This window comes from Citrobacter sp. CK198, assembly GCF_030333295.1.
Lineage (GTDB): Bacteria > Pseudomonadota > Gammaproteobacteria > Enterobacterales > Enterobacteriaceae > Citrobacter_B > Citrobacter_B koseri.
Genome location: NZ_JAOWGE010000023.1, coordinates 250,238 through 276,437 on the forward strand (window position 1 = coordinate 250,238; position 26,200 = coordinate 276,437).

Genomic DNA, 26,200 nt, shown 5'->3' on the forward strand with positions numbered 1-26,200 from the left:
TCACCTTAGAAAATCTCAATCGTGATATTACGCACAAATCGTTAGTCTCTGCCCTCAGTAAACCAGGGGGAAGACATGCTGTTACACGTTCTCTACTTAATTGGCATTACTGCCGAAGCCATGACCGGGGCGCTCGCTGCGGGTCGACGCCGCATGGATACATTTGGCGTTATTATCATTGCCACCGCGACAGCAATTGGCGGCGGTTCCGTTCGCGATATTCTGCTCGGTCACTATCCGCTCGGTTGGGTACAGCACCCTGAGTACGTGATTATTGTCGCTTCTGCTGCGGTTCTGACGACGATCGTCGCCCCTGTAATGCCTTACCTACGCAAACTGTTCCTTGTACTTGATGCGCTGGGCTTAGTGGTCTTTTCTATTATCGGCGCTCAGGTTGCGCTGGATATGGGGCATAGCCCGGTCATCGCCATTGTGGCGGCTGTCATTACCGGCGTATTTGGCGGCGTATTGCGTGACATGTTCTGCAAACGTATTCCGCTGGTCTTCCAGAAAGAGCTGTATGCTGGTGTTTCCTTTGCGTCTGCCGTGTTGTACATCGCGCTACAACACTACGTATCCAACCAAGACGTCGTGGTTATCTCCACGCTGGTTTTTGGCTTTACCGCTCGCTTGCTGGCGCTGCGTCTCAAACTTGGCCTGCCGGTGTTTTACTATCGCCACGAAGGTCACTAAGGGCTAAAGCCGTTAATATGCCGGGCAGCCAGCCAGTTGCCCAGCGCCCGTATTTCCGGGTTATCCCGCCACTGGATGACCCGCCTGGCGCGCCCCTCCCCTGTCGTCGGAAGCTGTTGCCAGTATTCTGCCGTGCGTGCCAGTAACTGCCCCCATGAACGATCGCCGCTGGCCTTAAGCGCCGCCTGCGTTAACGGTATGCCCATCGCCATCACCCAGCGGATAAATGGCCGATGCCGCACCAGGTTAAACTGATGCCACAACTGCTTGCTTTTTTCTTTACTAAACCCAGGTGTCGCCTGTAGTTGTTCCTGCGTTAACGCGAGCCAGGAGAAAATATGCTCGAAACGATGCGACTGGTGAAGCACACGCCATCCTGCCTCCCCCATCCCGTCAACCTCCAGCGCCTCCTTCGACCCCAGCCAGACCAGCCTGGCGATGAACTGCTCCTGGCATACCTCAGTCGCATAAAAACAGGTTAATGCGTGATAGCGATTCCCCGGCGGTGCGGGCTTATCCCGTTGAGTGCTACGCCAGACAACCTTATCAATACGCGGAATCCCCTGTCCGGCAAGGCTGACAAGAATGTGGTCACCTGGCGCAATGTCCCACTCCTCCCAGCGCCTGACAGACCCTACATTTACGCGCTTCACCCGTTTATCATCCAGCATCACTGGCGCAAGCGACGCCACAACCGAGATTTTCCCGCTCTTGCCGACAGCGAACTGAACCCCGGTGACTTCAGCCACTTTCGCGACCGGAGGATACTTCCAGGCAACCAGCCAGTCACCCTGACCGGGCATCCAGTGTCTGGCCTCAGGTTCTTTACCCGTTCTTACCACGACTCCATCAGTAACGAACGGTAATCCCGTTGTCCACCATGCTGTACGCACACGTTCAACATCATCAGCGCTTTTCACCGGTTGAGAATATTGTTGTGCAAAGCCAAATCCTGCCCCGGACAGTTGACGCAAGCGCTCAGGCATCGTTGCCGGGCCATCAGGCCATGCCCAGATGAAAACAGACAGCGACTGGAGCGACGAGGAGTTATTCTGGCGCATCATCATTCCGGCGACCTTCGAGCGGGCATTCATTCCTCCCATTTGTCGCTGAATATGGTTGTCGCGCAGCAAAAAAATCTCACCCTGCAACGTGCTATTGGCAAGCGCGCCTTTTGTGCTTTGCGGGACTGCGGGTATTAAACGCACCTTCTGCGTCCAGTCCTCGCCTTTAAGCCCGTTCCCCCGGCTAATCGCGCTGACCAGACGCCCATCCCGGTATACGAGAGTAACCGCCACTCCATCCACTTTCGGTTGCACCCACAAATCGCTGTGCTTACGCATCCACTGCTGCACCGCCTGTTTGTCCGCAAGCTTTCGCACACCCGTATGCGGAACAGGATGGGGCAATGAGCCGCTCACTGGCGGCGCCAGTTCTGCCCCGGTATCACCGCCAAAGCAGCGTTGCCACTGCACCAATTGCGCGCTGAGCTGATCGTAGACACCATCTTCTACCGCACTAACCCCCTGCTGCCAGTAACTGTCGTTCCACTGGGCGAGCTGCTGCTGTAGCCGGGCGATTTCGTCATTCGCTCTGGCTGGCAACCAGTCAGGGCAAGCCGCCCATACCGGGAAATGCCACAGCAACAGACTCAGCACGATACTTTTCCCTCTTCTCATCAGTACCTCCGCTGTAGATTGCGGGCCAGGTATAACGCGGGGCGTCATCAAAACCGAGAGGCAAAAAGCGATCGTGCGAACACGCTTCCAGACATTTTCATTGATTGCAGTAACTACACGGTAAATCAGGAAACAGGTACGCAAAACGCAATAAACTGACGCAAAAAGTGTGACAAAGGCTACGTCACATAGCGGCGACGTGTATAATAAGCTCGTATGTAGGCTCTCTTTCGATAATCACATACATAAGATACTCATGGCTCAAGGCACGCTTTATATTGTTTCTGCCCCCAGTGGCGCGGGTAAATCCAGCCTGATTCAGGCGTTGTTAAAAACCCAACCGTTGTATGACACCCAGGTTTCTGTTTCACACACCACGCGCGCACCGCGTCCGGGTGAAGTGCATGGCGAGCATTATTTCTTTGTCGATCATCATGAGTTCAAAACCATGATTGGCAGAGATGCGTTTCTGGAGCACGCTGAAGTGTTTGGTAACTATTACGGCACATCGCGTGAAACCATTGAGCAAGTGCTGGCAACGGGTGTGGATGTTTTTCTGGATATCGACTGGCAGGGCGCGCAGCAAATTCGTGAGAAGATGCCGCAAGCGCGCAGTATCTTTATTTTACCGCCGTCCAAAATTGAGCTGGACCGCCGCCTTCGCGGGCGCGGTCAGGATAGCGAAGACGTAATCGCAAAACGTATGGCGCAAGCTGTTGCAGAAATGAGCCATTACGCCGAATATGATTACCTTATTGTGAATGATGATTTCGACACCGCCCTGGGCGATCTGAAAACCATTATTCGCGCCGAACGTCTGCGCATGAGCCGCCAAAAGCAGCGTCATGACGCTTTAATCAGCAAACTGTTGGCAGACTGAACCCACTTTCAGTATCATGCCCAGTCATTTCTTCACCTGTGGAGCATTTTAAATATGGCACGCGTAACTGTTCAGGACGCTGTAGAGAAAATTGGTAACCGTTTTGACCTGGTACTGGTCGCCGCGCGTCGCGCTCGTCAGATGCAGGTAGGCGGCAAGGATCCGCTTGTACCGGAAGAAAACGATAAAACTACCGTAATCGCGCTGCGCGAAATCGAAGAAGGTCTGATCAACAACCAGATCCTCGACGTCCGTGAGCGCCAGGAACAGCAAGAGCAGGAAGCCGCTGAATTACAAGCCGTTACCGCTATTGCTGAAGGCCGTCGTTAATCACAAAGCGGGTCGCCCTTGTATCTGTTTGAAAGCCTGAATCAACTGATTCAAAACTACCTGCCTGAAGACCAGATAAAACGTCTTCAGCAGGCGTATCTCGTTGCACGTGACGCTCACGAGGGTCAGACACGTTCAAGCGGTGAACCCTATATCACGCACCCGGTTGCGGTAGCCTGTATTCTGGCCGAGATGAAACTCGACTATGAAACGCTGATGGCTGCGCTGCTGCATGACGTGATTGAAGATACTCCTGCGACCTACCAGGACATGGAACAGCTTTTTGGTAAAAGCGTTGCAGAGCTGGTAGAAGGGGTATCCAAGCTTGATAAGCTTAAGTTTCGCGATAAGAAAGAAGCGCAGGCTGAAAACTTTCGCAAGATGATTATGGCGATGGTGCAGGATATCCGCGTCATTCTCATCAAACTTGCCGACCGCACTCACAACATGCGCACGCTGGGCTCATTACGCCCGGATAAACGTCGCCGCATCGCCCGTGAAACCCTTGAGATCTACAGTCCGCTGGCGCACCGTTTAGGTATTCATCACATTAAAACCGAGCTGGAAGAGCTGGGTTTTGAAGCGCTGTACCCAAACCGCTATCGCGTGATTAAAGAAGTGGTAAAAGCCGCTCGCGGCAACCGCAAAGAGATGATTCAAAAAATCCTCTCTGAGATCGAAGGGCGTTTGCAGGAAGCAGGCATTCCGTGTCGCGTGAGCGGGCGTGAAAAGCATTTGTACTCTATCTACTGCAAAATGGTGCTCAAAGAGCAGCGTTTTCACTCCATCATGGACATCTACGCCTTTCGCGTGATCGTGCATGATGCCGATACCTGCTATCGCGTACTCGGCCAGATGCACAGCCTGTATAAGCCGCGTCCGGGGCGCGTAAAAGACTATATCGCCATTCCAAAAGCGAACGGCTATCAGTCTTTACACACTTCGATGATCGGCCCGCACGGCGTTCCGGTTGAGGTACAAATCCGTACCGAAGACATGGACCAGATGGCGGAAATGGGGGTTGCGGCGCACTGGGCTTATAAAGAGCACGGTGAAACCAGCACCACCGCGCAAATCCGCGCCCAGCGCTGGATGCAAAGCCTGCTGGAGCTGCAACAGAGCGCCGGTAGCTCGTTTGAATTTATCGAGAGCGTTAAATCCGATCTCTTCCCGGATGAGATTTACGTTTTCACACCGGAAGGGCGCATTGTTGAGCTGCCTGCCGGTGCCACGCCGGTCGACTTCGCCTATGCCGTACATACCGATATCGGTCATGCCTGCGTAGGCGCGCGCGTCGACAGGCAGCCATACCCGCTGTCACAGCCGCTTACCAGCGGTCAGACCGTCGAAATTATTACCGCCCCTGGCGCACGCCCGAATGCGGCATGGCTTAACTTTGTCGTCAGCTCAAAAGCTCGCGCCAAAATTCGCCAGTTGCTGAAGAACCTCAAGCGTGATGATTCCGTCAGCCTGGGGCGCCGTCTGCTCAACCATGCCCTCGGCGGCAGCCGTAAACTGGCTGAAATCCCGCAGGAGAATATCCAGCGCGAACTGGAGCGAATGAAGCTCGCAACGCTGGACGATCTGCTGGCGGAAATTGGTCTGGGCAATGCGATGAGCGTGGTGGTGGCGAAAAATCTTCAGCAAGGCGAAGCCGCAGCACCTGCCACAACGCAGTCCAATCATGGGCATTTGCCGATTAAAGGCGCGGATGGCGTGCTGATCACCTTTGCGAAGTGCTGCCGCCCGATTCCAGGCGACCCGATCATTGCGCACGTCAGCCCAGGTAAAGGGTTAGTTATCCACCATGAATCCTGCCGCAACATCCGTGGTTACCAGAAAGAGCCAGAGAAGTTTATGGCTGTGGAATGGGACAAAGAGACGGAGCAGGAGTTCATCACCGAAATTAAGGTGGATATGTTTAATCATCAGGGGGCGCTGGCCAACCTGACGGCGGCAATCAACACGACGACCTCCAATATTCAGAGTCTGAATACGGAAGAAAAGGATGGTCGCGTCTATAGCGCCTTTATTCGCCTCACCGCGCGCGATCGCGTGCATCTGGCGAATATCATGCGCAAAATCCGCGTGATGCCGGACGTGATAAAAGTCACCCGTAACCGAAACTAGTTTTATGAACTTACAGCGTTATGCGCGTATCTGCGAGATGCTCGCCAGGCGTCAGCCTGATCTGACGGTCTGCATGGAGCAGGTCCACAAACCTCATAATGTCTCGGCGATCATTCGCACCGCCGACGCAGTAGGCGTACACGAAGTTCACGCCGTCTGGCCGGGAAGCCGTATGCGCACCATGGCGTCGGCGGCAGCGGGCAGCAATAGCTGGGTACAGGTGAAAACCCACCGTACCATCGGCGATGCAGTCAGCCATTTGAAGGGCCGGGGCATGCAGGTTCTGGCGACTCATCTCTCTGATAAAGCGGTTGATTTCCGCGAAATCGATTACACGCGCCCAACCTGCATCCTGATGGGGCAGGAGAAAACCGGCATCACCCAGGAAGCCTTAGACCTGGCGGATCAGGACATCATCATCCCGATGATCGGCATGGTGCAGTCACTTAACGTTTCCGTCGCTTCCGCTCTGATTCTCTACGAAGCACAGCGCCAGCGGCAGAACGCAGGCATGTACCTGCGTGAAAACAGCATGCTGCCGGAAGACGAACAGCAGCGCCTGCTGTTTGAGGGCGGCTATCCGGTGCTGGCGAAAGTCGCTAAACGCAAGGGCCTGCCCTACCCTCACGTAAACATGCAGGGTGAGATCGAGGCCGACGCCGCCTGGTGGTCCACGATGCAGGCGGCAGGGTAATCACATGAAAGGCCGTTTGCTGGATGCCATCCCGCTCAATTCCCTGACCGGCGTTGGCGCAGCGCAAAGCAGCAAACTGGCGAAAATTGGCCTGCACACCGTGCAGGACCTCCTGTTGCACCTTCCCCTGCGTTATGAAGATCGCACCCATCTTTACCCGATTGGCGAACTGCTGCCGGGCATTTACGCCACTGTTGAAGGCGAAGTGCTGAACTGCAATATCACCTTCGGCGGTCGCAGGATGATGACCTGCCAGATTAGCGATGGCTCCGGCATTCTCACCATGCGCTTTTTCAACTTCAGCGCGGCAATGAAAAACAGCCTGGCGACCGGACGGCGCGTACTGGCCTATGGTGAAGCCAAACGCGGGAAGTACGGCGCGGAGATGATTCACCCTGAATACCGCGTGCAGGGCGATCTCAGCACGCCGGCGCTTCAGGAAACGCTCACGCCCGTTTATCCGACCACCGAAGGCATTAAGCAAGCCACGCTGCGTAAGCTCACCGACCAGGCGCTGGACCTGCTTGATACCTGCGCCATTGCCGAACTTCTGCCGCCTGAACTTGCGCAAGGAATGATGAGCCTGCCGGAAGCCTTGCGCACGCTGCATCGCCCACCACCGTCGCTACAGCTTAGCGATCTGGAAACCGGGCAGCATCCGGCGCAGCGACGCCTGATTCTGGAAGAACTACTGGCGCATAACCTGAGCATGCTGGCGCTGCGTGCCGGCGCGCAGCGTTTTCACGCCCAGCCGCTTAGCGCGAACGATTCACTGAAGAATCAGTTACTGGCCGCATTGCCGTTCAAACCAACGGGTGCGCAGGCGCGCGTGGTGGCGGAGATAGAACGCGACATGGCGCTCGATGTGCCAATGATGCGTCTGGTGCAGGGCGACGTCGGTTCCGGTAAAACGCTGGTCGCCGCGCTGGCTGCGCTACGCGCCATTGCTCATGGCAAACAGGTGGCATTGATGGCGCCGACAGAACTACTGGCCGAGCAGCATGCCAGTAACTTCCGCAACTGGTTTGCACCGCTTGGTATTGAAGTGGGTTGGCTGGCAGGTAAACAGAAGGGAAAAGCGCGCCTGGCGCAGCAGGAAGCCATCGCCAGCGGGCAGGTACAGATGGTGGTCGGCACCCACGCGATTTTCCAGGAGCAGGTACAATTTAACGGGCTGGCGCTGGTGATTATCGATGAACAGCACCGCTTCGGCGTCCATCAACGCCTGGCGCTGTGGGAAAAAGGCCAGCAGCAGGGGTTCCACCCGCATCAGTTAATCATGACCGCAACGCCGATCCCCCGCACCCTGGCAATGACCGCCTATGCCGATCTCGATACCTCCGTGATTGATGAGCTACCGCCGGGTCGCACACCTGTCACTACCGTTGCCATCCCGGACACCCGTCGTAGCGATATTATCGATCGCGTCCGCAATGCCTGTACCCAGGAAGGCCGCCAGGCATACTGGGTCTGTACGTTGATTGAAGAGTCAGATTTGTTAGAAGCCCAGGCTGCGGAAGCGACATGGGAAGAGCTCAGGCTCGCCTTACCGGAGTTGAAGATTGGTCTGGTTCATGGGCGGATGAAACCCACAGAGAAGCAGGCGGTGATGGCGGCCTTTAAGCAAGGTGAGCTGCACCTGCTGGTCGCAACAACGGTGATTGAAGTCGGGGTGGATGTCCCCAACGCCAGCCTGATGATTATCGAAAACCCGGAACGGTTAGGTCTGGCGCAATTACACCAGTTACGTGGACGCGTGGGCCGTGGCGCGGTGGCCTCCCATTGCGTACTGCTCTACAAATCACCGCTCTCGAAAACCGCGCAGAAGCGCCTTCAGGTCTTACGGGACAGCAACGACGGCTTTGTAATTGCGCAAAAGGATTTAGAGATTCGCGGCCCTGGTGAACTGCTGGGTACGCGTCAGACGGGTAACGCCGAGTTCAAAGTGGCGGATTTGCTGCGCGATCAGGCCATTATCCCGGATGTTCAACGCATCGCCCGTCACATTCACGAACATTATCCGCAACAGGCAACCGCCCTGATTGAACGCTGGATGCCCGAAACCGAGCGTTATTCCAACGCCTGATAACCCCTGCCCGAGACCGTTTGTAAAATTTATAAATGCAATCGTTTGCTTTTACCATCTGGTCAGATAAAATCACCGCTTTTCCACCATGGGATTGCCTCTGATGTCTGTTAACACCGTCGAGTCGGCAAATGCGCAACCGGTTGCGCAGACGCAAAACAGCGAACTGATTTACCGTCTTGAAGATCGCCCGCCGCTCCCTCAAACCCTGTTTGCCGCCTGTCAGCACCTGCTGGCAATGTTCGTCGCGGTCATCACGCCAGCGCTGTTAATCTGCCAGGCGCTCGGTTTACCGGCACAAGATACTCAACACATTATCAGTATGTCGCTGTTCGCCTCCGGTGTGGCCTCAATTATTCAAATCAAAGCATGGGGTCCGGTCGGTTCAGGGTTGTTATCTATTCAGGGCACCAGTTTTAACTTCGTCGCCCCGCTGATTATGGGCGGCACCGCGCTGAAAACCGGTGGAGCGGACGTCCCCACCATGATGGCGGCGCTATTCGGCACGCTGATGCTGGCAAGCTGCACCGAGATGGTTCTCTCCCGCATACTGCATCTGGCGCGCCGCATTATCACACCGCTGGTCTCCGGCGTGGTGGTGATGATTATCGGTCTGTCGCTGATCCAGGTGGGTTTAACATCCATTGGCGGCGGCTATGCTGCAATGAGCGACAACACCTTTGGCGCGCCCAAAAACCTGATGCTGGCAGGCGTTGTACTGGCGCTGATCATCCTGCTTAACCGCCAGCGCAACCCCTACCTGCGCGTGGCCTCGCTGGTGATCGCGATGGCGGCAGGCTATCTGCTGGCCTGGTTTATGGGAATGCTGCCGGAAAACACCACACCGGCAACACAAGACTTAATCATGGTGCCCACGCCGCTGTACTACGGTCTGGGCATTGACTGGAACCTGCTGCTGCCGCTGATGCTGGTCTTTATGATCACCTCACTGGAGACCATCGGCGATATCACCGCCACCTCCGATGTCTCCGAGCAGCCGGTCTCCGGGCCGCTGTATATGAAGCGTCTGAAAGGCGGCGTGCTGGCTAACGGCCTGAACTCTTTTGTTTCTGCCGTGTTCAATACCTTCCCCAACTCCTGTTTCGGGCAGAATAACGGCGTGATTCAGTTGACCGGCGTGGCCAGCCGCTATGTCGGCTTTGTGGTGGCGCTGATGCTGATCCTGCTCGGCCTGTTCCCGGCGGTAAGCGGCTTTGTGCAGCACATTCCTGAACCGGTGCTCGGCGGCGCCACGCTGGTGATGTTCGGCACCATCGCCGCTTCCGGCGTGCGTATCGTCTCCCGTGAACCGCTGAACCGCCGCGCTATCCTGATTATCGCGCTGTCGCTGGCTGTCGGCCTGGGCGTTTCTCAGCAGCCGCTGATCCTGCAATTTGCGCCAGACTGGGTGAAAAACCTGCTCTCCTCCGGCATTGCCGCTGGGGGCATCACCGCTATCGTTCTGAACCTGATTTTCCCGCCAGAGAAGCCGTAAACGAAATGCGGCGATGATCGACAATCATCGCCGCTGTAACGCTCTTTCACCATTCCCGCCTTGAGGATTGCGCGTAAATCGTGCATAACTCAGATGTGTGCACTTCGCGGGATGGAAGACCATGAAATTTATTGGAAAGCTGATTCTCTACATATTGATTGCCCTTTTGGTGGTGATCTTCGGCCTCTATTTTCTGCTGCAAACCCGCTGGGGCGCGGAGCATGTGAGCGCCTGGATATCAGGGAACAGCGGGTACAGCCTGACATTTGATGTCATGGATCACCGCTTTTCCGCACCGTCCCACGTTTTGCTTGAGAACGTCACGTTTGGCCGGGATGGCCAGCCCGCCACGTTAGTCGCGAAAACGGTGGATATCGGCCTGAGCAGTCGCCAGATAACCGATCCCCTGCACGTCGACGCCATCCTGTTGCAGGACGGCACGCTCAATATCTCCCCGCAAACCGCACCGCTTCCTGTTCAGGCTGACCGCCTGCAATTACAGAACATGGCGCTTAACAGCCCGGGCGGTGAGTGGAACCTGAGCGCTCAGCGCGTTAACGGCGGCGTGGTTCCCTGGCGTCCCGAAGCGGGCAAGGTATTGGGGAATAAGGCGCAGATCCAGCTCAGCGCCGGTTCACTCACGCTGAATGATGTTCCCGCGACCAACGTGCTGATTGAAGGCAGCATTGATAAGGAACAGGTAATCTTAAGCAACATTGGCGCAGACATTGCGCGCGGCGCCTTAACCGGCGTGGCGCGACGCAACGCGGACGGCAGTTGGGTGGTGGAAAATCTGCGTCTGAACGACATCCGGCTGCAAAGCGATAAATCGCTGACCAACTTTTTTGCCCCGCTCACCGCTATCCCGTCTCTGCAAATTGGCCGTCTTGAAGTGACCGATGCCCGCCTGCAAGGCCCGGACTGGGCAGTAACCGACCTCGATCTCAGTTTGCGCAACCTGACGTTCAGCAAAGATGACTGGCAGACGCAAGAGGGCAAACTGTCGATGAATGCCAGCGAGTTCATCTACGGTTCTCTGCATTTCTTCGATCCCATTCTGAATGCCGAATTCTCACCGCAGGGCATTGCGCTACGCCAGTTCACGACCCGCTGGGAAGGCGGTATGGTCAGAACATCCGGCAACTGGCTGCGTAATGGCAAAGCGCTAATCCTCGACGATGCCGCCATTGCCGGGCTGGAATACACGCTGCCGGAAAACTGGAAGCAGCAGTGGATGAAACCTCTGCCAGGCTGGTTAAACAGCCTGACGCTGAAAAAATTCAGCGCCAGTCGCAACCTGGTGATTGATATCGACCCGGCTTTCCCGTGGCAGCTCACCGCGCTGGATGGTTATGGCGCGAATCTGGGACTGGTGCAGAACCATCAATGGGGCGTATGGAGCGGGAACGCAACGCTTAACGCGGCAGCCGCGACGTTTAACCGTGTGGACGTGCGTCGCCCCTCTCTGGCGCTGGCGGCAAACAGCAGCACAGTTAACATCAACGAGCTGAGCGCATTTACGGAGAAGGGGCTGTTAGAAGCCACGGCCAGTGTTTCACAACTCCCCCAGCGCCAGACAAAAGTCAGCCTGAACGGACGCGGCGTGCCAATGAACGTATTGCAGCAATGGGGATGGCCTGCGCTGCCCATTTCCGGCGACGGCAACATCCAGCTTACCGCCAGCGGTAATATCCAGGCGGACGCCCCACTGAAGCCAACGGTAAACGGCCAGTTGCACGCGGTAAACGCCGATAAACAGCAGGTGACGCAAATAATGCGGGCAGGCGTTGTGTCAGGAGCGGAAGTCACGCAACCACAGCCTGCGCAATAGTGTGTTTTGCCCGGTGGCGCTACGCTTACCGGGCCTGTGACAGGTTTTCTCACGAAACGTCGCATGGACGTTATGTGTACTCATAATTCCCAAAAGATATGAAAACAGGTAACTCATGGATTTTGTGAAGATTTATATGAAACCGATCATGGTAAGGCGAAAGGCTGATGAAAAAAGTGAGTGGGGGGATGTGGAAACCTTGAGAAAGTAGCTATAATGCGCCCCGCCTCCATGTAGCAATGTGGGCGCGGAAGATCGTCGTCTCCGGTGAGGCGGCTGGACTTCAAATCCAGTTGGGGCCGCCAGCGGTCCCGGGCAGGTTCGACTCCTGTGATCTTCCGCCAAAGTTCCTCACTCTTCCCCTGGGTCTTAAGCCAATTCCCCAAATTCATTCCTTCATTGCGACCTGATCTTTAAATGCCCTCGCTCACTATCAAGAAATCGATCATAGCTGTATCGTCCTGACGGCCTGGAGCGAACGGGAGGAAAGATTGCCTGGTGAGCTAAAAGAAGCACAACAGCAGTTAAAAGGGATTAAGAGCGCGCTGGCAGCGGCTCGCTGATTCCCCTCGTTATATTACGCTTATCCGGCCTACACACTTTCCCGAAGGGAGAAAATCGTTATCCCGGAATATGACTCGCAAAATAAACGACCTGGACGTAATGAGCTTCAATATGGATCTCTGGCATACTAAGCGGATTACGGCACGGTGAGTCAGATTAAAGCGGAGGCGGCATGACGGATAAACACTTGACCCAATCCCCGGCAGGCGAATTTATTATGTTTGCCAGTGATGACGGTGAAGTGCGTGTTGAATGCCGCTTTGAGCAAGAGACACTGTGGCTACCTCAGGCAACCATTGCAAACCTTTATCAAATCACTCCCCAGGCTATAACGCAGCACATCAAAGCAATCTACGAAGAAGGCGAACTTGAACAAAACGCAACCTGTAAGTCTTACTTACAAGTTAAACAGGAAGGGAATCGTCAGGTAAGCCGCAATATGCTTCATTACAGCCTACCCGTCATTCTTGCCATCGGCTTTCGTGTCCGCTCCCCCCGAGGTACGCAATTTCGCCAGTGGGCAACCCAGACGCTTCAGGAATACCTGATCAAAGGTTTTGTGATGGACGATGAGCGGCTGAAAAACCCGCCCGTAGGAACATCGGCCGTTCCTGATTATTTCGATGAGATGCTCGAACGCATCCGCGATATTCGCGCCAGCGAGCGTCGGGTTTATTTGCGAGTTAGAGAGATCTTTGCGTTAGCCGCCGACTATCAGCCCTCGCTTAAAGAGACAACGCAGTTTTTCCAAACCATCCAGAACAAATTGCATTTCGCCTGTACCGGCCATACGGCAGCTGAACTTATTTGTGAACGTGCTAACGCCAGGAAACCCCATATGGGGCTAACCAGCTATAAAGGCGAAGAGGTGCGTAAATGCGATGTAACAGTGGCAAAAAATTACCTCAACCAGGATGAAGTCAGCGAACTCAACCGTGTGGTCAACATGTGGCTGGATTTTGCCGAAGATCAGGCCCGGCGCCGTCAACAGGTGTTTCTGCGTGACTGGCAGGATAAGCTGGATCAGTTCCTGCAATTTAATGACCGGGAGGTTCTGCAAGGCGCAGGAAAGATCAGTAAGAAAACGGCAGAGGAAAAAGCACAGGCGGAATATATCCAGTTTGCAGAACAGCGACGGCGCTTAAAAGAAACTGAAGGAGAAAGGGACATTGCCAGTTTGCTACAGTGGAAAAAAGAGACCAAAAAGTAACGCTGCATAGTCTGTAGATAAGCCCGTAGCACGACAGAAGCTGAAAGAAATTAAAGACGCGCTGATTCCCCTCGTTATATTGTGCGCCGGATGGCGCTTACGCTTATCCGGCCTACAAAATACAAACGGCAACGCGTATCGCCTTCATATCGGTGGGAGTTCCAGCCTTTCGCAGCGCGCTTTTACCGCTTCGTGCAGCAGGCGGACTGCCGTCGAAAGCTGTTTGCGGTGCGGGCAGATCATGTTCAGCGGGACTTTCTCTCCCTGATAATCTGGCATCAGGCGCTGCAATCGCCCGTCACGCACATCTTCAGAGACATCAAGCCAGGATTTATACGCCATCCCCTCTCCGGCGATAGCCAGTCGCCGGATAACTTCAGCATCGTCGCTCATCATGGTGCCGTTGACCTGTACGCTGCTGACGTCACCGTTGCGGATGAACGACCAGCGGTCATGCAGACGTCCGCGCAACACGAACGTTAACGCATTCAGATTCGCTAAATCATCGGGATGACGCGGATCGCCGTGTTGCGCGACCCAGTCCGGCGAAGCCACCAGCACACGCCGGTTATCGGGGGAGACGGGCAGCGCGATGTAAGAAGCATCTTCCGTATTGCCGTAACGGAACGCGACATCAACCGGATCTTTAAATACATCGGCGACCTGATCGGAGAAAAACACCCGCAGGCGCAACGCAGGGTGGCGACGGCGAAACGACTGGAATACCGGGAGCAGTAAATTGCGCCCAAGATCGGAGGGCACGGCGATTTGCAGCGTACCGGAGATCTCATCTTCCGACGTCTGAATTTTTTGCAGCCCGGCGTGCATCACCTCAAGCATCTGCCTGGCGTAGGGCAACCAGACCTCGCCTTCCGGCGTCAGCCGTAAGCTGCGGGTCGAGCGTGCGAACAGGCGAATGTTTAACGTAGACTCCAGCCGTTTGATGGCGGAACTGACCTGGGCAGGCTGTACCCCGGCTTCCCGCGCGGCATCGCTAAAACTGTTTAGCGCCGCCGCGCGAACAAACAACGTGAGATCTTCAAGCCGGAACATTTTCACTCCCCGAATATAAGTCCTGTCGTCGTGAGGCTATTTTTCCCGTTCTGCTGGCGGTTTACCATCGAATTATACAAACGATAAACCTGTTCCCACACCGGAGACGTTATGAAAGCCATCGCAATTACCCGCGCCGCGCCAGAAGGCAGCAATATTGAGTTTTTACAGGACATTGACCTCCCTGTTCCGGTCGCCGCCGGACATGACCTGCTGGTTGAGGTGAAAGCCATCTCCGTTAACCCGGTCGATACCAAAGTACGCGCGGGTTTTAACGCAGAGACCCCGCGCGTGCTGGGCTGGGATGCCACAGGCGTAGTGAAATCAGTCGGCGAGGCGGTGACATTGTTCGCACCGGGGGATGAAGTCTGGTATGCCGGCGCGTTGGGCCGTCCGGGAAGCAACAGCGAGTTCCAGCTTGTTGATGAGCGCATCGTCGCGTTGAAACCCAAAACGCTGGATAATGCCGCCGCAGCAGCGCTGCCGCTGACCTCGATCACCGCATGGGAAATGTTGTTTGACCGCCTCGGCGTTGAAGAAGGCGGCAACGAAGGGGATACGTTGCTGATTGTCGGCGCCGCAGGCGGCGTGGGCTCCATCCTGACGCAGCTGGCCCGCAAACTCACCCGACTGACGGTAATCGGCACCGCGTCGCGCCCGGAAAGCCAGAAATGGGTACGCGAAGCCGGTGCGCATCATGTCATCGACCATAGCAAACCGCTGACGGAAGAGCTGGCGCGGATCGGCATCAACACGGTGACGCACATCGCCAGCCTGACCCACACTGATAAGCATTACCCGCAGCTCATCGAAGCCCTGGCGCCGCAGGGTAAGCTGGCGCTGATAGACGATCCGGTAACGCTCGACGCACGACCGCTGAAAACAAAGAGTATTTCGCTGCACTGGGAGTTTATGTTTACCCGCTCAATGTTTGAAACCGACGACATGATCGCCCAGCATCAGCTACTGACCCGCGTGGCGCAGCTCATTGATGCTAAGGTGATTCACACCACGCTGGGCGAGCATTACGGAGCCATCAACGCGGCGAATATTCAGAAAGCGCACGCACAGCTTGAAACGGGCCGCTCCGTCGGCAAGATTGTGCTGGAAGGCTTCTGATAAGCCCCCCAGGGGCGAGAAAGTCGCCCCTGCTTTTTTATGCGCCGCGTAAAACTATATGAACGGGTTGTCTCTTCCGGGACGAAATCGCTATGCTTGGCGCATCGCCCCTCTACCGCTAACGCCCATGATCAAAACGCTGCACATCGAAAACTACCGCTCGATTCGCCATCAGTCTCTGGAACTGGAACAGCTCAATATCGTCTTCGGCCCTAACGGCACCGGAAAGTCGAATATCTATAAGGCGATTCACCTGATGCACAGTGCGGCGCAGGGGCAGTTCTCACAGGCGCTGGCGAACGAAGGCGGTATTCTGAAGGTATTCTGGGCCGGGAAAACGCGCAGCGACCAGCTGAGGCGCATGACTCTGGCGGTAGAAACAGAAACCTATGAATACGAGTTACAGGTAGGGTTTGTCGAGAAGCTCCCCTACCCGTCGCAGTTCGATCTCGACCCGGTCATCAAAGAGGAGTCTGTCTGGTTGAGCGGACACGCTCGCCGCCCCTCCTCACAGTTGATGAAACGTAAAAACCAGGTCGTATTCCTCAATAATATCCATCACGAGAAAGTCACCCACAGCGGCACGCTGTATGAGAACGAGTCGGTATTCGGCCAGTTGGGAGAGCCACACCTCTACCCGGAGGTATCGCAGATGCGAGAAATGCTGCGCAACTGGCGCTTTTATCATGAGTTTTCAGTCTCGTCTGGTTCTGCGATTCGTATTCCGCAGGTGGGATTCCGCTCACCGGTTCTGGCCAGCGACGGAGCAAACCTGGCGGCAGCGTTCCAGACAATCGTCGAGATTGGCGATGAACTGCTGCTGATGCGGATTCTCGATCGGGCATTTCCCGGTTGCGTGTTCTACAGCGATAACAGCGGCGGCCGCTTTCGCCTGATGATGAAACGCGAAGGGTTGACCCGTCCGCTGGAACCTGCGGAGTTCTCGGATGGCACGCTACGTTTCCTGTGCCTGGCCGTCGCGCTGTTAAGCCCGCGACCGCCAGCTTTTATCGCGCTCAACGAACCGGAAAACAGCCTGCATCCGCAGATGTTGCCCGCCCTCGCCCAACTGATCGCCGAAGCCAGCCGCCATTCGCAAATCTGGCTCACCAGTCATTCGCCTGAACTGGCCAATCTGATCGAGAAACATGCCGCGTTTTCGCTGTATCAACTGGCGATGGAGGACGGTGAAACACAGCTTACCCGACTGTCGTAAAAGTGGGTGATGCTAACGCCCGTCTCGTTTGTGCCGCCATCTCTGCTATGATGCCTGCACATAAAAAAGACAAAACACCATGTTGAGGAAAAAATGGGGTCCACCAGAAGAGGGATGCTGAACGTCCTGATTGCCGCCGTATTATGGGGAAGTTCAGGGGTTTGCGCGCAGTACATTATGGAACAAAGCCAGATGTCGTCGCAGTTTCTGACCATGACGCGTCTGATATTCGCCGGGTTGATTCTGCTGATGCTCTCGTTTGTTCACGGCGACAAAGTATTTTCTATTTTCAAAAACCGCCAGGACGCCCTAAGCCTGCTGTTCTTTTCCATCATGGGAGCGCTTACCGTACAGCTCACCTTCCTGCTCACCATTGAGAAATCCAATGCCGCCACCGCAACGGTGCTGCAATTTTTATCGCCGACGATTATCGTGGCGTGGTTCTCGCTGGTACGGAAAGCGCGCCCCGGCATTCTGGTGCTGACGGCCATTCTCACCTCTCTTATTGGCACCTTTTTGCTGGTAACACACGGTAATCCGACATCGCTGTCTATCTCGCCTGCCGCGCTATTCTGGGGGATTGCCTCCGCGTTTGCCGCAGCGTTTTATACGACCTGGCCCTCTACGCTGATCGCGCGTTACGGCACGCTTCCTGTCGTTGGCTGGAGCATGTTGATCGGCGGCGTGATATTGCTGCCCTTCTATGCCGGGCAGGGAACGGATTTTGTGGTCAGCGGCAGCCTGATTCTGGCGTTTTTCTATCTGGTGGTCATCGGCACATCGCTGACTTTCAGCCTGTATCTGAAAGGGGCGCAAATGATTGGCGGGCCGAAAGCGAGCATTCTGAGCTGCGCGGAACCGCTAAGCAGCGCGTTGTTATCGCTGCTGTTACTGGGCATCAGCTTCACCCTGCCGGACTGGCTTGGTACATTGCTGATCCTCTCGTCGGTGGTGCTGATTTCAATGGATTCCCGCCGTCGCGCCCGGGCGGCATAAGGCAAAAGAGTGGACTCCAATAATCTGGTCCACTCTTTTATCGCTTATAATGTCGCGTTAATGTTTATTAGCCTTTTGTATAATCTGCAATTTTTCTGGTCGATAAGCTTACGCGTCAGCGCCCAGCGCTCCCGATAAACCAGTTTATCGCTCACATTTAATTCCAGTGCAATTTCTTTAACCGACATGCCTTGTAAGAGATGAAACACAATTTGCTGCTCACGCAGCGTGAACAAGAAACTACTTGAACGGCATTTTCTATTGCCATTAATCACCGCATTACAATGCACCATGAAAGCATCCATGCGCTCCCTGACCACCGTAAGGCCATGCAGTCCGGCGACCGAAAGAAAAGAGGTATGGTCAGGGTTATACATATCGACAAAAAAGAGTATATGATCAAAACGCATTCGCTTTATCTCTTCCCCTTTTGCCGAGAGGGTAATATCGTGTTCGAGCGTGCGACTGCGTTGTTTATACGTCGCATCAAACCGCAATGAAAACGGAATAAAATTACTGTACTTATCGATCAGGTGAAAGGGTATATCTTCATTAAGCCCCATTTTCAATCCTGATTCATGCAGGGCATCTTCAAAAAGTGTATGAATGGCAATACCATCATAAATATTTTTCGTCAGGTAAATAAATTTAAAACGTAAGGATGAAGGGTTAAAATTAAGCATAACGTTATCCTTCGCATTAGTAGTTATAGGTATTGACCACGCCATAATCATCAATCCATGAGAGTGTTTTGACTGTGCCCTCCCCTTTTGTGTTTTTGGGTAAAACAACCGTTTTAGTTGACAATGGCGCCCAAAGACCATCATCAGGTAATTGCTTTATTTCTGTACCGTCATTCAACGTAAGATCCATTAATGTTACGTACAAAGGTGAGTTATTCTTTACTAACAGGCAGCGTTTTCCTCCACAATCAGATAAAGAGATGTGTAATTCTTTTATACTTTCCTCAAGGGTGATTGCTGTCAGTGCAGTGGGCCGCCAGAATAACTTCACCCGAGTACGAAAAGCGACCTGTAGCGCGCCCTTCTCCGCTTTACTATCAGCCACAGGAGGGACTTCCAGCGTGTTCAGCCAGAATAAAGATTCTCTGTCAGCAGGTAATGTATGCTGGTCGCCAGTAAACTGCACCCGCACCGCCCGGGATGTTTTTCCTTCAAGCCGAAAAATCGGAGGTAAAATGATAAACGGTGTTTTAATCTCCTCGGGACGATCAAAAATATTGTCTTTTTCAGTCCACAACTGCAATAAAACAGGTTTCAGCCCCTCATTGTAAATAGTAAATGATGTTTCGCGCGCCTTTTCATTAATTATCACTCGAGTGTAATTAATATACGTTGCCGACATAGCCGATGACGGCAATAAAAGTAAAATCAGGAAGTGGCTCAGAACATATTTTAGCCGTTTCGCCATGCCCCCTCCTCTATTTATAGACAAGGGTGAATGTCACTGCACCTCTGACATCGCCAGAAGAGACATTTGCCGCAGTCTGATATAAACCGGCACGCAGTGGCACGGTATAATTCGCATTGTCCTGAGCCGGATCATAATCCGTCAGGAGATATGCCGTATTAAACGACAGAGGGATATTCTGATCGTCCAACAACTGGATACCCACGCCACTCGCCGTTGAGGTGCTCGCCAGCGCAAAAACACCGTTGGCGTTATCAATAATGGCCGTGGTCGGCGTAAACAAATAGCTGATGCTCGATAACCCTGCCGGGCATTTTGTAAAGTTCAGATTAAAATCAGTACGCGCAGCGGTATAACCTATGCCACTAAAATCAGTTCGGCTAACAGCCGGTAAATTAACCGTGACATCCGACGTCGTACAGGTTCCCCCGGTGGTGGATATGATCAGCCCTCCCGCCAGAAAATCAGCGATCATATAGGTGCCGCTGCCAACAGACGTACTGCCCCCGTATGTCTGGTAGTGTCGCATATACATCGGGTCAAAGACGGAAGTGCTGCCTGCGGTTAACGATGTCGAGGTTTTTACAAAACGGATTTGGACATCCACGCCGAGATTCCATGAACTTCCATCGCCTGTCACCGTAAACAACTGCGAAGGCGTCTGCTGCCCTCCGGTCGCAATGGTAAGAGGATACCAGTCGCTGGTTTGCCCTTTTACCGTATAGCGCCAGCGAGCGATATACCCCAACCCGGTTTTTACCGTCGTGTTATAGACAGTATACGTTTGCCCATCGACCTGGGTAGTTCCCCAAACGGTGTAGGGGGGATACCCCTGTACCGCCATCGGGATGGCGTAGCTTTGATAATTGGTACGATGAGAGCAGGTCCATGCCGTCGGGTTGTAAGAGGTCGCCCAGGTCCCCAGCAAATCACCGACGGCAGCATCTTTACCCACCTGTACGGTCGTAGAGTCAAAGTACTGGTAGTAGCCATTGGTACGCTCACAGTTCACCCACGTCCCGTCCGCTCGCGCCACGCCACACATCGCCGCCAGTGCCAGAAAAGAGAGGGCAACGCCCGTTACGATAGTTTTCATCTTTCACTCCTTAATTACTGGCATACCGCATCAGCCCGACGTAAGTCGGCGACATCTGCGCTTTTCTGCTCTGATAAGCGGTAACTGAACTGGCACTCCTGACCCGATCCACTTCCCCATTTCACGCGCAATTTGCCCGCCAGATTCTTAACGCGCGCAAAACTTTGCCCGCCCTGGGCGATGTAACCGACAGTATTGCCGCTCTCATCGACCACATCGGCGCCAAAAGGCAGCACATCACCGGCATGGCGGAGAGTGAAAAGCACGGAATACCCTGTATCCGTGGCGTATTTCATCAACACCACGGCGCCTGCGGTAGGGACGCTGTTCTGGCTGGTGACGTCCAGGGAGATATCATTCGATAGCCCCCGGGGGTCGAGCTCAATCGTGTTCTGGCGATAGGGTGAGAGGTAAGGCACTGCGGCATTACCATTGCGGTTAAGGCTAAGGCTGCTGTTGTTTGCCACCTTTGCGCCTCCCGCATGTTCCGCTTCAATGACCGCCATGGTGTCCCCCATGATCGGCGTCAGCACAACGCCATTTTGCCAGGCGACAACACCGCCAGAGAGGTTCATGCCGTATTGCTGGTAGCCCTGGCCTGCTGAGAAACTGCCGCCCATGCTGGTCCACGGCGAAGTCCAGTTACCACTGACGCCACCCGTGGTTTTATTGCTGCTATGGTCGTAGTCATCCTGATTGACGAACGCGCCCCAGTTATACTGACGGTTCTCCCCGGAGGTGCCGGCGATTGAGTTTTGCAGCCCCCGATGCCCGCTTTCCTGAACATAGGTGGTACTGAGATAAGCCGAGCGCGCGCTGTTCCCTAACGGCAGGGAAATCCCTATCGCGATTTTGTTATCCCATTTGTCTTTCACTAAATCGCGGGTACGGCTGGCGTTGAGGTTAAAATTGAACCACTTGAACGCATTGGTGTAACCCAACTGATACTCGGTATCACGCCCGCTTTTGTTCCAGTAATCCTGAGTGCTGGCACTGAGATTAATGCTCCCAAGCGTCTCGGAAATAGTTTGCGTTGCGCTGAGTTGCAGACGATTCTTGCGGTTAATACTGCTGGAATAAGCCCCTTTATTTGTCCGCTCTAAATCACGCATCAACATCGCATCGTCAATATCATAATAACCGGAGCTGGAATAGCGATAGCTCGCCAGGGTGATATTGGTATCAACGACGGGCAGAATCCTGGCAAATGAAAAGCGGATGCTCTGGCCTTCACGCTTACTGTTATCCGCAAGCGTCGTTCGCGCATGCGTTATGTCAGCAGAAAGCGCACCAATGAGCGTATTGAGCGCGACGCCACCTGCGACCGATTGATAATCCTCCCCGCCCATCGCACCAGTGTAAGTGGTCAGTAAGTTAGTAAAACCATGACGGAATGTCCCCATCGCAATCTGTGGTTTCTCATTCACGGAGGTATTCCGATAGCGCCCCGCCATCAGCGAATAGCGACTGGTTCCCGGACGGAGCAGTTCAGCAATGGAAGCATAGGTCACGGTAAAACTGTGCTCACTCCCATCTGCCTCTTTAATCGTTACCAGCAGATCGCCGCCGGTGCCATTGGGATACAGGTCATCAATACGGAACGCGCCAGGCGGAACCGTCGTTTGATAGATACGCGCGCCGCGCTGACTCACGCTGACGAGTGCGTTGGTGTTTGCAACACCAGTAATGACTGGCGCATAGCCTCGCTGGGAATCCTCATACATACGATCGTCAGAAGTCAGCATTACGCCCCGAAAACCAACGCTGTCGAAGACCTGGCCATCCGTGGTGGAATCACCCATCACCAGTTTGCTGCGCAGCGGAATAATGCCGCGCTCAAGATAAGTGCTGGTTGAGTCATAATGCCAACCCTGATCGTTGTTCCAGTTGAAAACACCGCGATAGCGTAAGCGCCAGGCATCCCAATTGAGCCCTCCCATCAGGCTCAGATACTGAGATGACATAGAGTCCGTTCCAGACATCTCTGCATGCCATGCGTTGTAATCATATTGCAACGTCGCAGCAGGAATACCGTTATCCCATAATTCAGGATTAACATAGCCGCGAACCTGGCGAAGCAGCCATATCTGAGGCGCCTGCACATTGATGCGCTGTGTCGTCACATCGTAATAAGCTGTTAAATCAGAAGATATATCACCAATACGCACACAACTTTCATTATTCTTTAACGACTGGCGCAGCATTGGATCAATTTTATCAATATCGATTCCCAGCGTTGATATCAGCTTCAGCGTAAAACACGGTTTGGCTACCACGGCATTGCTTTTATCATTTTCGAACTTAACTTCACCACGCCCTCGCCATTTGTCGTTCACATACAGATCGACATTATATTGTCCCTGCGGAACCGGGTTTCCCTGAGAATAGTTGCTAACATCAATCGCTGAGCGTAAAAAATCGCTATTAAATTGCACTTCATCATTTTCAGCGAAGGCAACCTGAACAGAAATAAAAGATAAAACAACGAATTGAGCAATGCGGGTTAATCTCAGAGGACAAGAAATAACGTTATGGGCTACTTTGTAATTTTTGCTCATTTGTTGTTTCTCCACCATAATCATTTATTACACTGTAAAAAACTGAAGCACCGCTCAATTGCGTCGATTTTTTATTAGCGAGCGGGAATACTATTTCGCTTTTTGGCTTCACCATACGCTGGGGGAAGTTTTCTACAGCAGCTAATACAGCTGACCCTGTTGTTCGACGAATCTCAACCTTGCTGAAAGTGATGTAATAGGGAGAGTCGTTTACTACTTTTATGTTGTTCCCTTGTTGGAATATTTTTAATTCTTTATAAGACTGTAATGGTGTTGGTTGCAGATTATCCGGGCGGTAGAATAATTTTATTCGGGTACGAAATGCCAACTGCATATGCGTTTTGCCCGACGTTGAATCCTGTGCTTTTGGCGGAATTTCCAGCATGTTGAACCAAAACAAGGACTCCCTGTCCTGCGGCAATGACGGGTTCGTCGCCATGATTCGCACAGCTTGCCCCTTCGCCGGATCAATACGAACAACGGGAGGAGCAATGAGGAACGGAACCGTGATCTCCCCAGGCTTTGCATTTGGGTTACCATCATCCATCCATATTTGTAAAAGATAAGGATTATTCCCCCGGTTTTTTAACTGTACCGTTGATTCCTTGTCTTTTGCATTAAATACAATGCGTGTTCCGTTAATCACAACGTCAGCCATAGCGTTCAGTGAGAACGCCGAAAATAACAATACCAGCCCGGAAGATAATATCTTTAACATCTCATCACCTCATAATCAGGAGTAAAGGACGCCGCCTTTACTCCTGTCTTTATTACTCGTAAACCATGGTGTAATCGACCTGAGTCGTTACAGAGCCCGCAGTAGATGCGCCAGTAGCATAATATTGCGCAAAGTAATTCAGCGTACCGTTTCCAGAAGAGATATCGACAGGGATATCATTCTGACCATTCGCTACTGAAGCCCCTGCAACAATGGCGTCACGATCGGCGTTTAATAATTGAACCTGCACGTTAGTCGCTGCATCTGCCGCTGCTGAATCAATGTTCAGACGACCGGTTGTGCTATCAACATAAGCGCCAGGTTCGAAGTAGGTGCTGGCGGTATTTAAAGATGTTCCTGAGCAGTTACTCAGCGAGATAGTGAACGGCGTAGCACCTGCCGTTGCGCCTGCTGCGCCGAGCGTAGTAGACGAAACGGTTGGCAGCGTTACCGTTGCATCATTACTGCCACCGTCGACAGAAATAGTACAAGTTGTATCAGTAATTTGTCCGTTAATTGTAATAGTTCCATCCACCGCAAATGCTGAAGCAGTAAATGCGGAAGTGATAACCATTGCTAACGCGGATAACGCATAATTATATTTACGCATAATAAATTCCCCTGGTGTTGTTGATATAAATGAACGACGTATTGAATGTGTTATTAAGGCAAAACAAACCTCATCCCATTATCAAAAATGAGTACTGAATAACACCTTCCGGTTCCATTGACATAATATACGCAAAACTTTCATCCGCAATATTAGGATTTTTCAACCAAAAGAAATCAAATCCAAATGCTTACAGGAAAATAAAGTACCGCATAATATCTGCGCTATTCACCATGCAAAATATATCGATAACCAGGTTTTTATAAGACAGTATCAGTTAAAAAAAGATAAAATTTTATAAATCAAATAAATTGATCCAGATCACTGCACAACCCAAAACAGTCGAAATTTAAACATATAAAAAACACAATAAAAACCAAATATCAAACAAACAAAAACAAAACGATTACATTTATTGCTGCATTATTAGCCAGAAAACACCACTTTTAGAATTACGAGAATAATCCTGACAATACGACTAAAGTATTTTATATAATTTATTAATAATTAATGAGTTATTACAAACAAATCATTTTTTTAATTTTTTACAAGAATAATCCTATTTAGATTCTAAACGTAACTATTGTTAAGCTAAGGTTACAATACATACCATTTCCAGGAATTTTACCGGAACGATCTTTTCTTTTAATCACCTACTATTTCTCAGTATAAAAATCTAAAGATTGCTTACCACAACCTTACAAAAAAGGACAATCCACTATTAGAATCGGCTTTTTTGAGCACAAAAAAGAATGGAAGGGGAAAGTTTGTTGAAAACTCCGAACGGGGAAAAAAGAAGAGAAATTTCGCTATTGTCGTTAAGCGGGAAATACCATGCTGCATGTTATCGCCAGAAAAGAGTCTCTGGCGATAAAGTTCATTTAACTTAAAGCGTTACCGATCACCACCCCGGCACCGCGCCACCGTTAAAGATAGTCTCTGCGGCTTTCGCAACTTCCGGCGACTGATAAGACTGTAAAAACGCTTTCACATTTTCAGCATCTTTGTTGTCTTCCCGCGCCACCAGTATGTTCACATACGGCGAGTTTTTATCTTCGATAAAGACGCTGTCATGCACCGGCGAAAGTCCGGTTTGCTGGATGTAGGTGGTGCTAATGATCGCCACATCCACTTTCGCATCGTCCAGTACGCGCGGCAGCTGCGCGCCTTCCAGTTCCATAATATTCAGATGACGTGGGTTGTCAGTGATATCCAGCGCCGTTGGTAACAGACCTTTCCCCTCTTTCAGGGTAATCAACTTCTCTTTTTGCAGCAGCAGGAGCGCACGCCCGAGGTTAGTCGGATCGTTAGGAATGGCGATCGTCGCCCCGTCTTTCAGTTGATCAACCGTTTTAATTTTTTTCGAGTAGCCCGCCATCGGGAAAACAAAGGTGTTGCCTACCGCTACCAGCGTGTAGTTATGGGCTTTGTTATCTTGTTCGAGGAACGGTCGATGCTGGAACACGTTGGCGTCCAGTTCGCCGTGATTGGTCGCATCGTTAGGCAGCAATGAACCGCTGAATCCTACCAGTTCCACATCAAGACCGTACTTCTCTTTGGCAACTTTCTTCGCGACTTCCGCCACATCCTGCTCGGCGCCGTTAATCACGCCGACTTTGATGTGTTTCGCGTCGCTGCTTTGCTGATCGCACCCCGCCAGCAATATGCCCGCCAACAGTACCGCCGCCCCTGCCCGTAAATGAGATATCGTCAATTTCACGTTTTTATCCTTATTAAATAACCATCTGATGGGTAATGAAATGACTATAGCGGGAAGGCCGCTGCGGTTTAAAAAACGAAAAGGCATCAGC

21 protein-coding genes and 1 tRNA gene are annotated in these 26,200 nt (G+C 52.8%); 13 read left to right on the forward strand and 9 right to left on the reverse strand.

Going from position 1 to position 26,200, the window contains the following annotated elements; translation table 11 throughout:
- The first annotated feature begins 75 nt into the window (after positions 1-75).
- Positions 76-693, forward strand: coding sequence for a trimeric intracellular cation channel family protein (locus tag OGY62_RS03655; RefSeq protein WP_012135781.1), 618 nt, complete (start codon positions 76-78; stop codon positions 691-693).
- Here the strand turns inward: OGY62_RS03655 and ligB are convergent.
- The gene (gene ligB / locus OGY62_RS03660; protein ID WP_286459116.1) at positions 690-2,372 is read right to left on the reverse strand and encodes an NAD-dependent DNA ligase LigB; all 1,683 of its coding nucleotides are present in this window, start codon (positions 2,370-2,372) and stop codon (positions 690-692) included. The genes OGY62_RS03655 and ligB overlap by 4 nt on opposite strands.
- 256 nt (positions 2,373-2,628) lie before the next feature.
- On the opposite strand from ligB, the gene gmk reads away from it, so the two are divergent.
- The 9 genes from gmk to OGY62_RS03705 all read left to right on the forward strand — a co-directional run bounded on the left by gmk (position 2,629) and on the right by OGY62_RS03705 (position 13,592).
- The gene (gene gmk / locus OGY62_RS03665; protein WP_071259166.1) at positions 2,629-3,252 is read left to right on the forward strand and encodes a guanylate kinase; all 624 of its coding nucleotides are present in this window, start codon (positions 2,629-2,631) and stop codon (positions 3,250-3,252) included.
- A gap of 54 nt (positions 3,253-3,306) precedes the next feature.
- On the forward strand, positions 3,307-3,582 hold the full coding sequence (rpoZ, locus tag OGY62_RS03670) for a DNA-directed RNA polymerase subunit omega (RefSeq protein ID WP_000135058.1): 276 nt from the start codon (positions 3,307-3,309) through the stop codon (positions 3,580-3,582).
- A gap of 18 nt (positions 3,583-3,600) precedes the next feature.
- Positions 3,601-5,712 (forward strand): bifunctional GTP diphosphokinase/guanosine-3',5'-bis pyrophosphate 3'-pyrophosphohydrolase, encoded by a 2,112-nt coding sequence (spoT, locus tag OGY62_RS03675; RefSeq protein ID WP_012135784.1) that lies wholly within the window; start codon positions 3,601-3,603, stop codon positions 5,710-5,712.
- A 4-nt stretch (positions 5,713-5,716) separates the two neighbouring features.
- A complete protein-coding gene (trmH, locus tag OGY62_RS03680) occupies positions 5,717-6,406 on the forward strand; it encodes a tRNA (guanosine(18)-2'-O)-methyltransferase TrmH (RefSeq protein ID WP_049011031.1) in 690 nt (229 codons plus the stop codon).
- Positions 6,407-6,410: 4 nt separating this feature from the next.
- Positions 6,411-8,492 (forward strand): ATP-dependent DNA helicase RecG, encoded by a 2,082-nt coding sequence (recG, locus tag OGY62_RS03685; RefSeq protein WP_286459117.1) that lies wholly within the window; start codon positions 6,411-6,413, stop codon positions 8,490-8,492.
- A gap of 103 nt (positions 8,493-8,595) precedes the next feature.
- Complete coding sequence (gene xanP / locus OGY62_RS03690; protein ID WP_024131065.1) at positions 8,596-9,987, forward strand: xanthine/proton symporter XanP; 1,392 nt, start codon at positions 8,596-8,598, stop codon at positions 9,985-9,987.
- Positions 9,988-10,108: 121 nt separating this feature from the next.
- Positions 10,109-11,818: an AsmA family protein gene (locus OGY62_RS03695; protein ID WP_219936413.1), complete on the forward strand. Its 1,710-nt coding sequence runs from the start codon at positions 10,109-10,111 to the stop codon at positions 11,816-11,818.
- Between the two features lie 249 nt (positions 11,819-12,067).
- Positions 12,068-12,162 (forward strand) — tRNA-Sec (locus OGY62_RS03700).
- Between the two features lie 392 nt (positions 12,163-12,554).
- A complete protein-coding gene (locus tag OGY62_RS03705) occupies positions 12,555-13,592 on the forward strand; it encodes a virulence RhuM family protein (RefSeq protein WP_115626097.1) in 1,038 nt (345 codons plus the stop codon).
- 144 nt (positions 13,593-13,736) lie between these two features.
- On the opposite strand, the gene OGY62_RS03710 is transcribed toward OGY62_RS03705, so the two are convergent.
- On the reverse strand, positions 13,737-14,645 hold the full coding sequence (locus OGY62_RS03710; RefSeq protein ID WP_286459118.1) for a LysR family transcriptional regulator: 909 nt from the start codon (positions 14,643-14,645) through the stop codon (positions 13,737-13,739).
- A gap of 111 nt (positions 14,646-14,756) precedes the next feature.
- Here OGY62_RS03710 and OGY62_RS03715 point away from each other — a divergent pair, with 111 nt between their 5' ends.
- The 3 genes from OGY62_RS03715 (at position 14,757) to OGY62_RS03725 (ending at position 17,976) form a co-directional block, all read left to right on the forward strand.
- Positions 14,757-15,764, forward strand: a complete 1,008-nt coding sequence (locus OGY62_RS03715) for a zinc-binding alcohol dehydrogenase family protein (protein ID WP_286459120.1) — start codon at positions 14,757-14,759, stop codon at positions 15,762-15,764.
- A gap of 127 nt (positions 15,765-15,891) precedes the next feature.
- On the forward strand, positions 15,892-16,980 hold the full coding sequence (locus OGY62_RS03720; protein WP_286459122.1) for an AAA family ATPase: 1,089 nt from the start codon (positions 15,892-15,894) through the stop codon (positions 16,978-16,980).
- A gap of 93 nt (positions 16,981-17,073) precedes the next feature.
- Positions 17,074-17,976, forward strand: a complete 903-nt coding sequence (locus OGY62_RS03725; RefSeq protein WP_024131066.1) for a carboxylate/amino acid/amine transporter — start codon at positions 17,074-17,076, stop codon at positions 17,974-17,976.
- Between the two features lie 44 nt (positions 17,977-18,020).
- Here the strand turns inward: OGY62_RS03725 and OGY62_RS03730 are convergent, their stop codons facing one another.
- The 7 genes from OGY62_RS03730 to nlpA all read right to left on the reverse strand — a co-directional run bounded on the left by OGY62_RS03730 (position 18,021) and on the right by nlpA (position 26,109).
- Positions 18,021-18,659 (reverse strand): helix-turn-helix domain-containing protein, encoded by a 639-nt coding sequence (locus OGY62_RS03730; RefSeq protein ID WP_286459123.1) that lies wholly within the window; start codon positions 18,657-18,659, stop codon positions 18,021-18,023.
- Positions 18,660-18,675: 16 nt separating this feature from the next.
- Positions 18,676-19,407 (reverse strand): fimbrial biogenesis chaperone, encoded by a 732-nt coding sequence (locus OGY62_RS03735; RefSeq protein WP_286459125.1) that lies wholly within the window; start codon positions 19,405-19,407, stop codon positions 18,676-18,678.
- A gap of 10 nt (positions 19,408-19,417) precedes the next feature.
- Positions 19,418-20,503, reverse strand: a complete 1,086-nt coding sequence (locus tag OGY62_RS03740; protein WP_115614297.1) for a fimbrial protein — start codon at positions 20,501-20,503, stop codon at positions 19,418-19,420.
- Between the two features lie 14 nt (positions 20,504-20,517).
- Positions 20,518-22,938, reverse strand: coding sequence for a fimbria/pilus outer membrane usher protein (locus tag OGY62_RS03745; protein WP_223849112.1), 2,421 nt, complete (start codon positions 22,936-22,938; stop codon positions 20,518-20,520).
- 94 nt (positions 22,939-23,032) lie between these two features.
- Complete coding sequence (locus OGY62_RS03750; RefSeq protein WP_012135800.1) at positions 23,033-23,779, reverse strand: fimbria/pilus periplasmic chaperone; 747 nt, start codon at positions 23,777-23,779, stop codon at positions 23,033-23,035.
- A 52-nt stretch (positions 23,780-23,831) separates the two neighbouring features.
- Entirely contained in the window at positions 23,832-24,389 is a 558-nt protein-coding gene (locus OGY62_RS03755; protein ID WP_012135801.1) for a fimbrial protein, read from the reverse strand.
- A 901-nt stretch (positions 24,390-25,290) separates the two neighbouring features.
- The gene (gene nlpA, locus OGY62_RS03760) at positions 25,291-26,109 is read right to left on the reverse strand and encodes a lipoprotein NlpA (protein WP_049008078.1); all 819 of its coding nucleotides are present in this window, start codon (positions 26,107-26,109) and stop codon (positions 25,291-25,293) included.
- Between the last annotated feature and the right edge of the window lie 91 nt (positions 26,110-26,200).

Coding starts and splice junctions, on each gene's coding strand:
- OGY62_RS03655 (WP_012135781.1), top strand. CDS start 76: ATGCTGTTACACGTTCTCTACTTAATTGGCATTACTGCCGAAGCCATG.
- ligB (WP_286459116.1), bottom strand. CDS start 2,372: ATGAGAAGAGGGAAAAGTATCGTGCTGAGTCTGTTGCTGTGGCATTTC.
- gmk (WP_071259166.1), top strand. CDS start 2,629: ATGGCTCAAGGCACGCTTTATATTGTTTCTGCCCCCAGTGGCGCGGGT.
- rpoZ (WP_000135058.1), top strand. CDS start 3,307: ATGGCACGCGTAACTGTTCAGGACGCTGTAGAGAAAATTGGTAACCGT.
- trmH (WP_049011031.1), top strand. CDS start 5,717: ATGAACTTACAGCGTTATGCGCGTATCTGCGAGATGCTCGCCAGGCGT.
- recG (WP_286459117.1), top strand. CDS start 6,411: ATGAAAGGCCGTTTGCTGGATGCCATCCCGCTCAATTCCCTGACCGGC.
- xanP (WP_024131065.1), top strand. CDS start 8,596: ATGTCTGTTAACACCGTCGAGTCGGCAAATGCGCAACCGGTTGCGCAG.
- OGY62_RS03695 (WP_219936413.1), top strand. CDS start 10,109: ATGAAATTTATTGGAAAGCTGATTCTCTACATATTGATTGCCCTTTTG.
- OGY62_RS03705 (WP_115626097.1), top strand. CDS start 12,555: ATGACGGATAAACACTTGACCCAATCCCCGGCAGGCGAATTTATTATG.
- OGY62_RS03710 (WP_286459118.1), bottom strand. CDS start 14,645: ATGTTCCGGCTTGAAGATCTCACGTTGTTTGTTCGCGCGGCGGCGCTA.
- OGY62_RS03715 (WP_286459120.1), top strand. CDS start 14,757: ATGAAAGCCATCGCAATTACCCGCGCCGCGCCAGAAGGCAGCAATATT.
- OGY62_RS03720 (WP_286459122.1), top strand. CDS start 15,892: ATGATCAAAACGCTGCACATCGAAAACTACCGCTCGATTCGCCATCAG.
- OGY62_RS03725 (WP_024131066.1), top strand. CDS start 17,074: ATGGGGTCCACCAGAAGAGGGATGCTGAACGTCCTGATTGCCGCCGTA.
- OGY62_RS03730 (WP_286459123.1), bottom strand. CDS start 18,659: ATGCTTAATTTTAACCCTTCATCCTTACGTTTTAAATTTATTTACCTG.
- OGY62_RS03735 (WP_286459125.1), bottom strand. CDS start 19,407: ATGGCGAAACGGCTAAAATATGTTCTGAGCCACTTCCTGATTTTACTT.
- OGY62_RS03740 (WP_115614297.1), bottom strand. CDS start 20,503: ATGAAAACTATCGTAACGGGCGTTGCCCTCTCTTTTCTGGCACTGGCG.
- OGY62_RS03750 (WP_012135800.1), bottom strand. CDS start 23,779: ATGTTAAAGATATTATCTTCCGGGCTGGTATTGTTATTTTCGGCGTTC.
- OGY62_RS03755 (WP_012135801.1), bottom strand. CDS start 24,389: ATGCGTAAATATAATTATGCGTTATCCGCGTTAGCAATGGTTATCACT.